Genomic DNA, 14,985 nt, shown 5'->3' with positions numbered 1-14,985 from the left:
TACGGGGAATCAATAACGCAAGCAATTGTGGTCAGGCGCGTAAAAGCCAGCAGGGAAGCAGCCCGGGCGAAACTCTCTTCGCCAGGGTTCAATATTCAGCGCGGCAGCGAGCGGGCCGCAGCGCAAAGGCCTTTGCGCCAGAGCCGCTGAACGTCAGGCAATATTCAGATATTTATGGGTCTGCATCGAGAGACGCCAGTTGTGCCGGATACAGGTTTCGATGCACAGTTTAGTGGCATCCTCTTTCTGGCTGATCGGCTGCAGGGCGATAATCCGCTGTTTGTCATCGTTCAGCGTAGCCAGCAGCGCCTGCAGCGCTTCCACATCACGCTGGCGCGCCACCGGATGCTTGACCTCATCGGCACGCACCAACGCCTGATTCAGTACATCATAGCCGCCGCGCATATTCACTTTTGGCGAGACGGTCACCCAGGTCTCCGCACTGCACTGCACCTCATGGGTGCCGCTGGTTTCGATCTGGCAACTGAAGCCGTGCTTCTGCAGAGTGCTGGTGAGCGGCGTCAAATCATGAATGCAAGGCTCTCCCCCGGTGATCACCACGTGACGAGCCGTCCAGCCATGGTCAGCAATCACCGCCAACAGCGCAGCCGCATCTGCCGCACCCCAGGCGTCGGTTTCCACCGTTTTCAGCAGGATATCGCCCAGCGAGGTTTCCCGATCGGCCAGCTTATCCCAGGTGTGTTTGGTATCACACCAGCTGCAGCCCACCGGGCATCCCTGCAGGCGGATAAAAATTGCCGGAACGCCGGTATAAAACCCTTCGCCCTGCAACGTCTGGAACATTTCATTAATCGGGTACTGCATTGCCATCTCGACTGGTAGTGAATTTAAGGGCGCAGAGTATGGCAGATCGGCGCGGGTTAGCCAAATCGCTTTGTGCCGGGAACCAGGCAGCTTTTCAGGCCACTCAACGTTCATCGCCTTTTCCCGGGGAACGCCCATGAATATGCAGGTCGGCAGTGGAGTGAATCGCCTTATCCAGGATTTAAGCGACAGCGGCTTGAATTCCTTACTGAAAACTCAGCCAGAGAGCCTCTCCAGCCAGCAAACCGGCGGCGGCCACAGCATCAGTTTTGGCTCCCCTGCTACCAGTGATCTGCCGGAGCTTTCCGGCTCAAAACAGGCCGCCAGCAGCACGGATAGCTCCTCTTTCAGGCAGTTTTTGCAGACGCTGGGCAAGCTGTTGCAAAATGCGCTCTCTGCCATTGATACGCTGGCCCAGCAAATCAACAAAGCGCACGGCGGCGAGAGCGGTAACGCCTCCTCCCCTGCACCAGGTCAGGGCGCGGCTCCTTCTGCCGGGAACAATTTAGCGGCAGAACAGCCCCCTTCGGCCTCAGCAGCGCCAGCGATAACGGCGGCAGCCACCTCATCACCTGCGACGCCAATGGCAATGCCGGAGAGCGGCACAACCCATTCCTCCCCTGCTGTGGCGTCGGCCGCCGCCAGCAGCAGCGCCAGTGCGGTCAGTAGTGATACCGATATTGACCCCAGCCAGAACAGCCTGACGTTTGAGAACAAAGGCGATAAGCCGATGACGATTTCCTTCACGCCAAATGCCGATGGCAGCGCCAAACCGGACGATCTCACCCTGCAGCCGGGCGAAACAAAAACGCAGAAATTTGATCCTAACTGGTCTGGTAACTTCCGCAGCAGCCAGGGCGATGGCGCCAATGTGACGCTGGGCGAGGTGAAGTTTGACGGCGGCAGCGGCCAGACGTTCTACGATGTCAGCTACATTGAGGGAAATAATGCCGCGATGACCATCGGACCCGCGAAGGGGGATGGCCGCGTTTCCGGCACGCTGGAGGACCTGGTGAGCAACGCGCCGGAGAGCATTAAGGCAAGAGACGCAGACGGCAACGTCTACGGCCTGAAGAAAAGCACCACAGCCAATCAGCAGGATCCCGCCGTGGTTGATTACTATCGCCAGCATGTAGCGGCAGATAAGGGATATGTGATCCCCTCTGACGATGCCAGCACCTTAGGCAGCAGTTCGAAAAACCTCAAGGTTGAGCTTAAAGGCTGAGCGCCCGTTCAGTAAAAATCCGCTGCCGGTATCGGCGGCGTAACCGCTCTGAACTGGATAAGAATACCGCTGCCGGGCGCGTCCAGCAGGCAGCGGTACCCGCCTTACATAAACTTGTCCTGATGCATTTCAACTATGGCCTGGTTCGCCACATCCTTTGCGCCGCTTAAGGTGAAGTGCCCGTAGTCATTTGAGATGGGATGCCCGTCGGACGCCAGCCCGCGGCAGACATCGCCCGGACAGATAATCGAATAGACCGAGATATAGCGGGTTGTGACATCCTGCATCGCCTGTTTCATCGCGCGGTCCGTGGCTTTGATGCTGTGGTCGATGGAGGCGGCGACCAGATCTTTGCGGCCATCGGTCTGATAAGCCAGCAGGTCCGGCAGCGCTTCTGAATACTCAATGGTCGGCCCCATCACAATCACATTATCCGACACGCCTTTCAGATGCTTCAGCGTCGCCTTAAGCGGAGCGATATCTTCCGGCGCCCAGCGGGCAGAGATAATGATGCCGTCGATTTTATGCTGCGGGATCCATGAGCTGTAGAGGTAATCCACCAGATCGCTGCAGGGATTACGCAGCGCCTGCTGGTAGAGAGGCTTACAGCCGGCAGAGGTTGCCTGAATCACGTTTACCCCCTGCCCTGCCGCCAGGCTCAGCGCGCGCCAGAGATGGGCAGCATGGCTGTCCCCTATCAGCAGATAATTTTTTGCGGAAGCGGAGGTCTTCAGGCAGTAATCGCGATCGTAAGGCTTATCTTCCTGGCTCTTGCCGTCGACAAAGCAGCGCCCCAGCCGGTACTGATAGGTAAATTCCGGCATCTCTTTGTACTGAGAATAGCTGGCCAGAGCCAGCGCTTCAGCAGAGAACTGCCCGGCGTTGTTAGCAACATGTCCCTTGTAGAGCGCACCGGATGCCAGCACTACCAGTCCCACCACTGAGGCGGTGACAATCCTGCCTGAGTTGATAACAGCCAGCTTATAGCGGAACGGGATCTCAATCAGGTAGCGGGAAGCGATCGCCAGGCCAAAGGTCAGGCCGATAATCACCGCTTCGCGGATACCGGGAGCGAAATTAAAGAACATCCGGCTGTAAACGATAATCGGCCAGTGCCACAGATAAAGGCAGTAGGAGATCATGCCGATATAAACGATCGGCTTTAATGCCAGCACGCGCGAAACCGCCGCCTGCTGGCCCGCCAGGATAATCAGAAAGCTGCCAAGGCAGGGCCAGAGCGCATTCCAGGCCGGGAAGGGTTTACTGGTGTCCAGCCAGAGAAAGCCAAAGAGGATCAGCGCCAGACCCGCCAGGCTCATCAGGTGTTTGATCCCCTGCGGGACTTTACTCATCTTCGCTTCCAGCCCCGCGACGGCGATAACCCCGCCTAATGCCAGCTCCCAGGCCCGGGTTGGCAGCATATAGAAAGTGAAGGTGGGTTTACGCGTGACGGCGTAAATGCTTAACAGCAGGGAAACGGCGATAATCAGCAGCATCACCTGAGTGGCACGCTGGCGGAAAAAGCGCACCACGAAAAGCAGTATCACCGGGAAGATAATATAGAACTGCTCCTCAACCGCCAGCGACCAGGTATGCAGCAGCGGCTTCAGCTCCGCCGGTCCGGCAAAATAACCGGTGGTTTTCCAGAAGAAGATATTGGATGAGAAGAGCAAGGTAGCCAGCGTACTGTCGCTCAGGTCGCTGAACTGCGCCGGAAGAAGGTGATAGTAGCCAAAGGCCAGCGTGCTCAGCAGTACCACAAACAGCGGTGGCAAAATGCGCAGACAGCGGCGTTTGTAAAATTCCAGATAGGAGAAGGAGTTACTGATAGCACCATTGTAAATAATGCCGCAAATAAGGTAGCCCGAGATCACGAAGAAGATATCTACGCCGGTGAACCCACCCGGAATACCGCCCATCCCCATGTGATAGGCGATTACCGGCAGCACCGCCAGCGCACGCAATCCATCCACATCTGCCCTGTATTTCATTTTAATCTGGCCCTGATGACAATTAGTTACGGCAAATTTACATATATTTACCCGACATTTCGCCCTTCTTAACGCAAATCAGACCAATCTGTATCCTGCCAGGCTTTACACAAACAGATGATTATAAAGGGTAATAATTGCATTACGCCTGACGAGCTGCCTATTTTTTCAGATAAACCCTGGCTAAAACTCATACTGAAATGATGCCAGTGAAAGGAGTCTGAATGCGTTTAGCGCCCTGTCTGACCTCAGGGTCGGCTGGTGGCTGGTAAAGTGAAAAGGCATAAAAAAAGTCAGGCCCGGAGAACCGGGCCTGACTCGCTTTCAGCTGAAATTCCTCAGCCCTTAGCGGGCCGGGAAGTCAGATCATTACTGACCTTTAACTTCTTTCAGACCGTTGAAAGGCGCACGGCTTCCCAGCGCTTCTTCAATACGGATCAGCTGGTTGTACTTGGCAACACGGTCAGAACGGCTCATAGAACCGGTTTTGATCTGGCCCGCTGCAGTACCTACCGCCAGGTCAGCGATAGTAGCATCTTCAGTTTCACCTGAACGGTGAGAGATCACTGCGGTATAACCTGCATCTTTCGCCATTTTGATCGCAGCCAGAGTTTCGGTCAGAGAACCGATCTGGTTGAATTTGATCAGGATGGAGTTAGCGATGCCTTTGTCGATACCTTCTTTCAGGATCTTGGTGTTGGTGACGAACAGGTCGTCGCCCACCAGCTGGATTTTGTCGCCCAGCACTTTGGTCTGGTATGCGAAGCCAGCCCAGTCAGATTCGTCCAGACCATCTTCAATAGAGACGATTGGGTACTCTTTGGTCAGATCTTCCAGGAAGTGCGTGAACTCTTCTGAAGTGAACGCTTTGTTGCCTTCACCCGCCAGCACATATTTGCCGTCTTTGTAGAATTCAGAAGCTGCACAGTCCATCGCCAGAGTGATATCTTTGCCCAGCTCGTAGCCTGCTGCTTTTACCGCTTCAGCGATAACAGCCAGCGCTTCGGCGTTGGAACCCAGGTTAGGCGCGTAGCCGCCTTCGTCACCAACTGCGGTGCCCATGCCTTTAGACTTCAGCACTTTCGCCAGGGTGTGGAACACTTCAGAACCCATACGGATGGCTTCTTTCAGCGTTTTTGCGCCCACAGGCTGGATCATGAATTCCTGGATGTCGACGTTGTTGTCGGCATGCTCGCCGCCGTTGATGATGTTCATCATTGGCAGTGGCATAGAGAATTTGCCCGGGGTACCGTTCAGCTCAGCGATGTGCTCATAGAGCGGCATGCCTTTTGCTGCAGCGGCAGCTTTAGCCGCAGCCAGAGAAACGGCCAGGATGGCGTTAGCGCCAAACTTGGATTTGTTCTCGGTGCCGTCCAGATCGATCATCACTTTATCGATGTTTGCCTGATCTTTTGCGTCTTTACCGGTCACCGCATCCGCGATTGGACCATTGACCGCAGCAACTGCTTTAGTCACGCCTTTACCCAGGAAACGAGATTTGTCACCGTCACGCAGTTCCAGCGCTTCGCGGGAACCGGTAGAAGCGCCTGATGGTGCAGCCGCCATACCAACGAAACCGCCTTCAAGGTGCACTTCAGCTTCAACGGTCGGATTTCCGCGAGAGTCGATGATTTCGCGACCAATGACTTTAACGATTTTGGACATTAGTTTTTCCTCAGTACAAGTTATCTAGAAACTCAGACAAACAACGCCCGAAAAGTTCGGGCGTTGTTATGAAAATACTTATTTTGCCAAACGCTTCTGGTAGTCGCTGGCCGCTTTAACAAAGCCTGCGAACAGAGGGTGACCATCGCGCGGTGTTGAGGTGAATTCCGGGTGGAACTGACACGCAACAAACCACGGGTGGTTCGGGATCTCAATGATCTCTACCAGCTGGTCATCCCCGGAGCGTCCTGCCACACGTAAACCAGCCGCTTCAATCTGCTTCAACAGCATATTGTTGACTTCATAGCGGTGGCGATGACGTTCAACGATAGTGTCGGAGCCATAGAGCTGATGCACGCGGCTGTCTGGGGTCAGCTGGCACTGCTGGCTGCCCAGACGCATGGTGCCGCCCAGATCGCTCTGCTCGGTACGCTGCTCGACGTTGCCTTCTTCATCACGCCATTCGGTGATCAGCGCCACTACCGGATACTTACAGTCTGGCACAAATTCCGTAGAGTTTGCGTCCTGCATGCCAGCCACGTTACGGGCGAACTCCATCAGCGCAACCTGCATACCCAGGCAGATGCCCAGATAAGGAACGTTGTTCTCACGCGCGTAGCGGGCTGTCATTACCTTGCCTTCCACACCACGGTAGCCGAAGCCGCCTGGAATCAGGATAGCATCCAAATCTTTCAGTAATTCGACGCCGCGTGACTCCACATCCTGCGAATCGATCAGCTTGATATTGACCGTCACGCGGTTTTTCAGGCCGCCGTGCTTCAGGGCTTCAATCACTGACTTATAGGCATCCGGCAGCTCAACATATTTGCCGACCATACCGATAGTAACTTCGCCACCCGGATTCGCTTCTTCGTAGATCACCTGTTCCCATTCGGCCAGGTTCGCTTCCGGCGCGTTCAGACTGAAGCGCTTGCAGATATAATCATCCAGACCCTGGGATTTTAACATACCAGGAATCTTATAAATGGAATCAACATCTTTCAGGGAGATAACCGCTTTTTCCGGTACGTTACAGAACAGGGCGATTTTTGCGCGTTCGTTGGCCGGTACGGCACGGTCGGAACGGCAGATCAGCACATCTGGCTGGATGCCGATGGAGAGCAGTTCTTTTACGGAGTGCTGAGTAGGCTTGGTTTTCACTTCACCCGCAGCCGCCATGTAAGGCACCAGCGTCAGGTGCATATACATGGTGTGTTCACGGCCAACGTCGACCGCCATCTGGCGAATCGCTTCCAGGAACGGCAGGGATTCGATATCGCCTACGGTTCCGCCGATCTCCACCAGCACCACATCGTGGCCTTCACCGCCTTCGATGATGCGCTCTTTGATGGCGTTGGTGATGTGCGGGATAACCTGAATGGTCGCGCCCAGATAGTCGCCACGGCGCTCTTTGCGCAGGACTTCTGAATAGATACGGCCGGTAGTGAAGTTGTTACGACGGCTCATCTTAGTGCGGATGAAGCGCTCGTAGTGACCCAAATCCAGATCGGTTTCAGCACCGTCGTCGGTGACAAACACTTCGCCGTGCTGAGTGGGGCTCATGGTACCCGGATCCACGTTGATGTACGGGTCCAGCTTCATGATGGTCACGTTAAGACCACGTGCTTCGAGAATGGCGGCCAGGGAGGCTGCGGCAATGCCTTTACCCAGAGAGGATACGACCCCGCCGGTCACAAAAATATAGTTCGTTGTCATGCTGAACCTGAGAAAGTAGGTTTAAAGACGATGGAATAACCAGGACGGGAAAACAGTCTACCCGAATCCCTGCAGTGCCACAATTAATCGTTTCTGGATCGCGGGCATCCATCGCATTGACCGCCAAAATCTTATCCGATCTGGCGGTGAGGGAGGTTGACTTGTATCACACTTTTGTTGAATCGAGTCAGCTATTCCGTTGCCTTGATCTGCTGCCACGCAGCTTCCATCTGCTCCAGGGTAGCTTCCTGCATTTTCAGCCCCTGAGAAGCGATAATCTGCTCTACCTGACGGAAGCGGCGTTCAAACTTATCGTTGGCTTTCTGCAGGGCCGTTTCCGCCTTGCTGCCAAGATGGCGGGAGAGGTTAACGGTGGCAAACAGCAGGTCGCCAATCTCCTCTTCCAGCTTCTGCTGGTCGATAACCGCCTGCTTAGCTTCATGCATCACTTCGTCAATCTCTTCATACACCTTGTCCAGCACCGGCCCCAGCGTCTTCCAGTCAAAGCCGACGTTGCTGCAGCGCTTCTGGATTTTGTGCGAACGCATCAGGGCAGGCAGGGCGCGCGGAATGTCATCCAGCGCGGAGTGCTGCTCTCTGGCTGCCCGTTCGCTGGTTTTAATCTGCTCCCAGTTCGTCAGCACTTCCCTGCTGCCGCTTACCGTTGCCTCGCCGAAGATATGGGGGTGGCGCCGCTCCAGCTTGTCGCAGATGGTCTGGCAGATATCCTCAAAGTTAAACCGCCCTTCTTCATCAGCGATCTGCGCATAGAACACCACCTGAAACAGCAGATCGCCCAGCTCACCCCGGAGATCGGTAAAATCTTCCCGGCTGATGGCATCCAGCACTTCATAAGTTTCTTCAAGGGTATAGGGCGCAATAGTGGCGTAACTCTGCTCGCGATCCCACGGGCAGCCGTTGACGGGATCGCGAAGGGTTTTCATGATGCCCAGCAGGCGATCGAGTGCGTTCATAACATTTTCCATGGCAAGTAGTCACCTCACAAACTAATGCAGTCTGCGGGCGTCGATGATATCCGGCACCTGGTTTAACCGCGCGATGACTCTTCCCAGCACCTGCTGATTATAGATTTCGATATCCATATCGATGGTAGCCAGCTGCTTTTTGGTGTCGCTCCTGCTGGAGACGCCAAGCACGTTAACCTTTTCATTAGCCAGAATGGTGGTGATATCGCGCAGCAGGCCGCTGCGATCGTTAGCGGTAACCCTGACCACCAGCGAATAACCGCTGGAGTAGCTTTCACCCCATACCGCATCCACGATCCGCTCCGGCGCATGCGACATCAGATCGGTGAGCTGATCGCAATCAGCGCGGTGAATCGAAATCCCCCGCCCCTGGGTGATAAAGCCAACGATATCATCGCCCGGGATCGGCTGGCAGCAGCGGGCAATATGGTGCATCAGATTACCCACGCCCTCCACCACTACCCGGCCGCTCTCTTTGCTGCGCGGCGCGGCGGATTTCTGCGTCAGCTGACGCAGCGCCTCGCGATCTTCTTCCTCGGCGCTGGGCTTGTGCAGCTTCGACTGCAGGTAGTTGCTCATCTGATTGAGGCGAATATCTCCGCCGCCAATCGCCGCCAGCAGCTCTTCCAGCGAGTTAACGTTGTAGCGCGGCAGCAGCAGCTTTTCCGCCTCTTTCAGGCTGATATCGAGGTGGTCCAGCTCGCTGTCGAGGATCTGCCGGCCGGCGACAATGTTTTTGTCGCGGTCCTGCTTGCGGAACCAGGCGTGAATTTTTGACCGGCCACGGCTGGTGGTGACATAACCCAGATTGGGGTTGAGCCAGTCACGGCTTGGGTTCGGCTGCTTCTGGGTGATGATATCGATCTGATCCCCCATCTGCAGCTGATAGGTAAAGGGCACGATGCGGCCGCCAATTTTGGCGCCGATGCAGCGGTGACCAATATCGCTGTGAATATGGTAGGCAAAGTCGAGCGGCGTGGAGCCTGCCGGAAGATCCACCACATCCCCTTTCGGGGTAAAGACGTAGACCCGGTCATCAAAGACCTGGCTGCGCACCTCATCCAGCATTTCGCCAGAGTCCGCCATCTCTTCCTGCCAGGCGATAAGCTTACGCAGCCAGGCAATGCGCTCTTCATGGCCGGAAGCGCCGCGTGCGCTGCCGCCGCCGCCCTCTTTATATTTCCAGTGCGCGGCCACGCCCAGCTCGGCATCTTCATGCATCTGACGGGTACGGATCTGGATTTCAACCGTTTTGCCTTTTGGTCCCAGCACCACGGTGTGGATGGACTGATAGCCATTGGGTTTAGGATTGGCCACGTAGTCATCGAACTCGCTGGGCAGGTGGCGATAGAGGGTATGCACAATCCCCAGCGCGCCGTAGCAGTCCTGCAAACGTTCGGCGACGATACGCACGGCGCGAACGTCAAACAGCTCGTCAAAGGTCAGCGACTTCTTCTGCATCTTACGCCAGATGCTGTAGATGTGCTTGGGACGGCCATACACTTCAGCCTTTACGCCCTCTTTAACGATTTCGGTGCGCAGAGACTGCACAAAGGTATCGATATACTGTTCGCGATCGATACGCCGCTCGTGCAGCAGTTTAGCGATGCGCTTGTATTCATCCGGGTGCAGATAGCGGAAGCAGAAATCTTCCAGCTCCCACTTCAGCTGCCCGATCCCCAGCCGGTTCGCCAGCGGGGCGTAGATATTTGTACACTCTTTGGCCGCCAGCACGCGCTCATCTTCCGGCGCGTCTTTCACTTCCCGCAGGTGGGCAATTCGTTCGGCCAGCTTGATCACCACGCAGCGGAAATCTTCGACCATCGCCAGCAGCATGCGGCGGACGTTATCCACCTGTTCAGAGGCCATGGAGTCATTGTGGGTCGCTTTCAGCTGACGAATGGCATCCATATCACGCACGCCGTGAACCAGCGAGACGATAGCTTTACCAAAATGCTCTTCCAGCACCTCTTCAGAGACCACATTGCTGTTGGCCAGCGGGAAGAGCAGCGCCGCGCGCAGGCTCTCGCTGTCCATGCTGAGCATAGAGAGAATTTCCACCATCTCCACGCCCCGCCAGAGCAGCAGGGCGGCGTCAGGATGGCTACGGGTGGCCTCATCACAGTAACGCCAGGTCTCGGCCAGGCGTTCACATGACAGCTCATTAGCGATCCCAAGACTGGCGATCCATTGGTCGAGCGCAAACTCGCCAGCCGTGTTCATATGCGCACTTCTTACCGCAACCATAACCTCTCCTGACTTAGCCCCCTCCGGGAGCCTGTTTACGGCTAAATAACACCATCGATTCCACGTGCCCGGTATGCGGAAACATATCAAGCAGGGTAATCCTTTCCAACTGGTAGCCGGATGCCAGAAGCGTCTGGCTATCCCGGGCAAGTGTAGTCGGATTACAGGAAACATAGACCACGCGTTCCGGCGCAAGTTTAATGATGTGAGGGATCACACCTGCCGCGCCGGCGCGGGCTGGATCGAGTAAAACCTTGTTAAATCCCTGTGCGGCCCACGGCTGCCGGGTAACCTCTTCCTCAAGATTGTGCTGAAAAAAGGTCACATTATTAAGATTATTCAGAAGCGCATTATACGCACCCTTTGCCGTTAATGCTGCAACGCCCTCCACACCCGTGACATTTTCTACGCACTTTCCTAAAGGAAGCGTGAAGTTTCCCATCCCGCAGAAGAGGTCCAGCACCCGATCGTCCGGCTGCAAATCCAGCCAGCTTAACGCCTCGCTGACCATCTTTTCATTCAGCTCCGGGTTAATCTGAATAAAGTCGCGTGGGCTGAAGGTCAGCGTCAAATCGTGGATACGGTAGAACGGCATCTCGCCATTAACCTGCTCAAGCGCGTCGCTCTCCGGGGCAAGGTATAACGCCACCTGATGCTTATGCGAAAACTGTTCCAGTTTTTGCCGATCCTCAGCAATTAATGGCTCAAGATGACGCAGAACCAGCAGCGGGCCGTTATCCGCCAGCACCAGTTCAACATGCCCCAGCTTGCTGACTGCCTGCAGAGTACTCAATAGCTGATGCAGCGGCTGGATCAGCGCATTAAGTTCGGGCTTCAAAATAGGGCATTGCGTCAGAGAAACCAGATCGTTCGATCCCGCCTGACGGAATCCCATCTGCAGCGTTTTGCTGCGCGGATGGTAGCTCAGCCCCAGACGGGCGCGGCGGCGGTAGCCATAAGGCTCACCGGCAAGGATATTGCCAACCTCAACCTGCCCGCCGGTTGCCTGGCTCATCAGACGGGAGAGTGCCTTCGCTTTACTGCTCTGCTGCAGGGCTGGCGCCACATGCTGCTGCTGGCAGCCGCCGCACTGGCTGAAATGGGGACATTGGGGAGTCACGCGATCCGGGCTGACGTTGAGGATTTTGCGTGCCTTGCCGCGCGCCCACGAGCGTTTATCCTCAGCGATTTCCACTTCTGCCTGCTCGCCAGGCAGAGCTCCGCTGATAAACAGCGCTTTACCGTTATGCCTGGCAACGCCCTGGCCTGCCCCGTCGAGGTCGCTGACGGTCACGGTGATGATTTGGCGGGTCGTCACGCGCCGTTTTGCAGAGTAGAATTGCGCCATTATTCGTTTATCCCGAAAGTCGTAAGCGGTGTCAGCCATCAAAAGCGTGCGTAGCCTACACCAGCCTCCGGATTTATTCGACCCGCAGAGCAGCCCGACGGGCGCCTTTTCGTAACAGGAAGATTATGACCAAATACAGCCTGCGGGCACGGATGATGATTTTAATCCTGGCACCCACCCTGATGATTGGCCTGCTGTTGAGTACCTTTTTCATTGTGCATCGCTATAACGAGCTGCAGCGGCAGCTGGTTGATGCGGGCGCTAACATCATTGAACCGCTGGCGGTCTCCAGCGAATATGGCATGACGTTTCACAGTAAAGAGTCGGTGCGTCAGCTGGTGAGCCTGCTGCATCGCCGTCACTCTGATATCGTGCGGGCCATCTCTATTTTTGATGCGCAAAATCAGCTTTTCGTCACCTCGAATTATCATCTCAATACGGAAAAGCTGAGGATGCCTGCGCAGGGGAAATCCCCTCACTCCTTCAGCTACGAGCGACAGGGCAATTCGGTCATTCTGCGAACGCCCATCGTCTCTGAAAGCTATTATCCCGACGAGTCGCCCGGAGAAGATGCCAAACCCAACGGCAATCCCCTGGGCTACGTCGCTATAGAGCTGGATCTGCAATCTGTCCGCCTGCAGCAGTACAAAGAGGTGTTTGTCTCTACTCTGCTGCTGCTGTTCTGCCTCTGCCTGGCGATGCTGTTTGCTTACCGACTGATGCGCGATGTGACCGGCCCCATCCGGGATATGGTCAGCACCGTTGACCGTATCCGTCGTGGCCAGCTCGACAGCCGCGTCAGCGGCTATATGCTTGGCGAACTCGATATGCTGAAGAATGGCATCAACTCAATGGCGATGTCGCTCACCGCCTATCACGAAGAGATGCAGCAGAACATCGACCAGGCGACCTCCGACCTGCGCGAAACGCTGGAGCAGATGGAGATCCAGAACGTCGAGCTGGACCTGGCTAAAAAGCGCGCGCAGGAGGCGGCCAGGATCAAGTCGGAGTTTCTGGCGAATATGTCCCATGAACTGCGTACCCCGCTGAACGGCGTGATCGGTTTTACCCGCCAGACGCTGAAAACGCCGCTGAACATCACCCAGCGCGACTACCTGCATACCATTGAGCGGTCGGCCAACAATCTGCTGAGCATCATCAATGACGTGCTCGATTTTTCCAAGCTGGAAGCGGGCAAGCTGGTACTGGAAACCATTCCCTTCCCGCTGCGCGCCACGCTGGATGAGGTGGTGGTATTACTGGCGCAGTCAGCCCACGAGAAGGGGCTTGAGCTGACGCTGAATATTCAGCCAGATGTGCCGGACAACACCATCGGTGACCCGCTGCGCCTGCAGCAGATCATCATCAATCTGCTGGGCAACGCCATTAAGTTTACCGAGCGCGGCAATATTGATATTCGCATTGAGATGCGCTCGCTGAGCACTAACCGCGTCAATCTGGAAGTGCAGATCCACGACACCGGCATCGGGATCAGCGAGAAACAGCAGTCGCAGCTTTTCCAGGCTTTCCGCCAGGCGGATGCCAGTATTTCCCGGCGGCATGGCGGCACCGGCCTGGGGCTGGTGATCACGCAGAAGCTGGTGAATGAAATGGGCGGCGAAATCTCGCTGCACAGCCGTCTTAACCACGGTTCCACCTTCTGGTTTAACGTCAATCTGGTGCTGAATCCCAACGCGGCCAGCGATCCCCGCGCTACCGCCTGTCTGACCGGCAAGCGTCTGGCCTATGTTGAAGCCAACAGCGCGGCGGCGAAAGCGACGCTGGAGATGCTGAGCGCCACGCAAATGGAAGTCAGCTACAGCACCACGCTGGATGGCCTGCCGGACAGCCACTTTGATGCGCTGCTGATGGGGCTGCCGGTCACCAAAGAGGCCGACCGCGAACTCTCGCCAGAGCTGCTGCTGCCCGCGCTGAAACGCGCCGACAGCCTGATCATGGCGCTGCCCTGCCAGATGCAGATTTACGCTGAGGAGCTTAAAGCCCGCGGCGTCAGCGCCTGCCTGATCAAACCGGTGAGCCTGACCCGATTGCTGCCGGTACTGATTGAGAACCATACGCGGGAAGCGGACTACCGCCCTGCCCGTCACCGTCTGCCTCTGACGGTAATGGCGGTGGACGATAACCCCGCCAACCTCAAGCTGATCGGTGCGCTGCTGGAGGAGCAGGTGGAAAACATCGTGCTGTGCGACAGCGGTGAAGCGGCCATTCAGCAGGCAAGCCAACACTCACTGGATATTATTTTAATGGATATTCAGATGCCAAATATCGACGGCATTCGCGCCGGTGAGATGATCCGCAGCTATCCGCAACACGCCACCACGCCCATTGTGGCAGTGACTGCCCATGCGCTGGATGGTGAACGCGAACATCTGATTCAGGCTGGCATGACGGATTACCTCGCCAAGCCTATTGATGAGGCAAAACTCAGTAATCTGCTGGCCCGCTATACGCCAGGTTTACAGGCGGTGGCAGCGAAACTTCAGGATGTTCCCGCCTCGCTGGACTGGCAGCTGGCGCTGCGCCAGGCGGCAAACAAGCCTGACCTGGCCCGCGATCTGTTGCGGATGCTGGTCGATTTTCTGCCGGAGGTTCATACGCTGGTGGAAAGCCACATGGCGGCGGGCGACACGCTTGCGTTAAGGGATATAATTCATAAGCTGCACGGCAGCGCCAGCTACAGCGGCGTGCCGAGACTCAAGCAGCTTTGCCTGCAGCTTGAGCAGGGGCTGCGTGCGCATAACAGTATTAATGAAGTCGAGCCGGAGCTGTTTGAACTGCTGGATGAGATGGAGAATGTGGCGAAGCTGGCGAAAAAGAGGCTGAATTTGTAGCCATCAGTGAAAGAGTCCGGCCTCCAGAGTAGGGAAGCAGCGGGTAATCTGCTCTGACAGCCAGTAATGAAACATTGCCTGGGAGCGCAAACGAAGCGGGACGATTAACCTCGCCCCGTGCTTCACGGTG

General features: G+C 56.1%; 9 protein-coding genes. 2 read left to right on the top strand and 7 right to left on the bottom strand.

All coding sequences use genetic code 11. The features are described 5' to 3' along the window. Positions 1–153: 153 nt before the first annotated feature. Positions 154–825 carry a 7-carboxy-7-deazaguanine synthase QueE gene (gene queE / locus Q3V30_RS04665; RefSeq protein WP_306213072.1) on the bottom strand — a complete coding sequence of 224 codons (672 nt, stop codon included), beginning with the start codon at positions 823–825 and terminating at the stop codon, positions 154–156. Between the two features lie 136 nt (positions 826–961). Between queE and Q3V30_RS04660 the strand changes: the two genes are divergently transcribed. Further along, the gene (locus Q3V30_RS04660; RefSeq protein WP_306210938.1) at positions 962–2,050 is read left to right on the top strand and encodes a glycoside hydrolase 64/thaumatin family protein; all 1,089 of its coding nucleotides are present in this window, start codon (positions 962–964) and stop codon (positions 2,048–2,050) included. A gap of 104 nt (positions 2,051–2,154) precedes the next feature. On the opposite strand, the gene Q3V30_RS04655 is transcribed toward Q3V30_RS04660, so the two are convergent. The 6 genes from Q3V30_RS04655 to rlmD all read right to left on the bottom strand — a co-directional run bounded on the left by Q3V30_RS04655 (position 2,155) and on the right by rlmD (position 12,003). Further along, positions 2,155–4,041, bottom strand: a complete 1,887-nt coding sequence (locus Q3V30_RS04655; protein WP_306210936.1) for an acyltransferase family protein — start codon at positions 4,039–4,041, stop codon at positions 2,155–2,157. A gap of 369 nt (positions 4,042–4,410) precedes the next feature. Next, positions 4,411–5,706, bottom strand: a complete 1,296-nt coding sequence (gene eno, locus Q3V30_RS04650; protein ID WP_306210934.1) for a phosphopyruvate hydratase — start codon at positions 5,704–5,706, stop codon at positions 4,411–4,413. 78 nt (positions 5,707–5,784) lie between these two features. Further along, positions 5,785–7,422, bottom strand: coding sequence for a glutamine hydrolyzing CTP synthase (pyrG, locus tag Q3V30_RS04645; RefSeq protein ID WP_306210932.1), 1,638 nt, complete (start codon positions 7,420–7,422; stop codon positions 5,785–5,787). A 191-nt stretch (positions 7,423–7,613) separates the two neighbouring features. Next, a complete protein-coding gene (mazG, locus tag Q3V30_RS04640; protein WP_306210930.1) occupies positions 7,614–8,396 on the bottom strand; it encodes a nucleoside triphosphate pyrophosphohydrolase in 783 nt (260 codons plus the stop codon). Between the two features lie 33 nt (positions 8,397–8,429). Next, the gene (gene relA, locus Q3V30_RS04635; protein ID WP_306210928.1) at positions 8,430–10,655 is read right to left on the bottom strand and encodes a GTP diphosphokinase; all 2,226 of its coding nucleotides are present in this window, start codon (positions 10,653–10,655) and stop codon (positions 8,430–8,432) included. Positions 10,656–10,668: 13 nt separating this feature from the next. Beyond that, positions 10,669–12,003 carry a 23S rRNA (uracil(1939)-C(5))-methyltransferase RlmD gene (gene rlmD / locus Q3V30_RS04630; RefSeq protein ID WP_306210926.1) on the bottom strand — a complete coding sequence of 445 codons (1,335 nt, stop codon included), beginning with the start codon at positions 12,001–12,003 and terminating at the stop codon, positions 10,669–10,671. Between the two features lie 125 nt (positions 12,004–12,128). On the opposite strand from rlmD, the gene barA reads away from it, so the two are divergent. Next, positions 12,129–14,855 carry a two-component sensor histidine kinase BarA gene (gene barA / locus Q3V30_RS04625; RefSeq protein WP_306210924.1) on the top strand — a complete coding sequence of 909 codons (2,727 nt, stop codon included), beginning with the start codon at positions 12,129–12,131 and terminating at the stop codon, positions 14,853–14,855. Positions 14,856–14,985 lie beyond the last annotated feature (130 nt).

The sequence above is a fragment of the Erwinia pyri genome, from assembly GCF_030758455.1.
GTDB classification, from domain to species: Bacteria; Pseudomonadota; Gammaproteobacteria; order Enterobacterales; family Enterobacteriaceae; genus Erwinia; species Erwinia pyri.
This window is presented reverse-complemented; position numbering and strand designations above follow the sequence as displayed.